This window comes from Psychrobacter pasteurii (assembly GCF_900162815.1).
In the GTDB taxonomy this organism is placed as follows: domain Bacteria; phylum Pseudomonadota; class Gammaproteobacteria; order Pseudomonadales; family Moraxellaceae; genus Psychrobacter; species Psychrobacter pasteurii.
In genome coordinates, this window is the sequence record NZ_FUGD01000207.1 from 1 (window position 1) to 686 (window position 686).

Genomic DNA, 686 nt, shown 5'->3' on the forward strand with positions numbered 1-686 from the left:
GTCACCATTTGATGTGGTTGCAGACTCTTTTAAGCCCAAATCAATTCCAACGCTGCCCTTACCACTTACTTGCTTAGGAAAGTCTTTAACGGTGATACAGGCATACCAACGATTACGACTGTCTTGTACTATCTCAAGCGTGTTGATTTAATATAGGCTTAGGTTGTAGCTATCGAATACATCGATGAGGAGCTTTTGACCTTTAGATAGCGATAGCTGTAGGGTTGATCTCAGTACTTTCTTTCCCGTTTGTCTTGTGCTTAGGTATTTGATAGCAGACTTTTTAAAAGGTATCCAGCCCAGTGTTTTGCGTTTTGCATCAGGACGATTGCTGCGCCAGTTAAGTTTGGCTTTTTTAAATTGTTTTCGGGCCTTCGCGTGAGTTTCATTGATAGCCTGTAAGGTCTGACTGTGTAATCCTAAATACTCACCGCTACCTTTGGTGTACTGGTTTAAATCATAAGCATTAAAAAACTTACCGGTACGTTTTAGATGCTCAAAGCAAAGTGCATTAACATAGTTCCACACGAAGTTCACTGAACCGCTTAGACGATTCAGCTCTTTTATGTGTTTGTCTTTAATGCGTAGCTTGAGTGTTTTCATATGCTTAGTATGGCAAGATTAATTTTAGCTTACAACCTTTTAACGACTTCTTACGACAGTGTGTGTCGCCTTATATCCACCCC

At 40.4% G+C, this 686-nt stretch carries 1 pseudogene; it reads right to left on the reverse strand.

The features are described 5' to 3' along the window. A pseudogene (locus tag A1232T_RS13420) lies at positions 1–603 on the reverse strand (nuclease/transposase family protein); the annotation flags it as partial. Between the last annotated feature and the right edge of the window lie 83 nt (positions 604–686).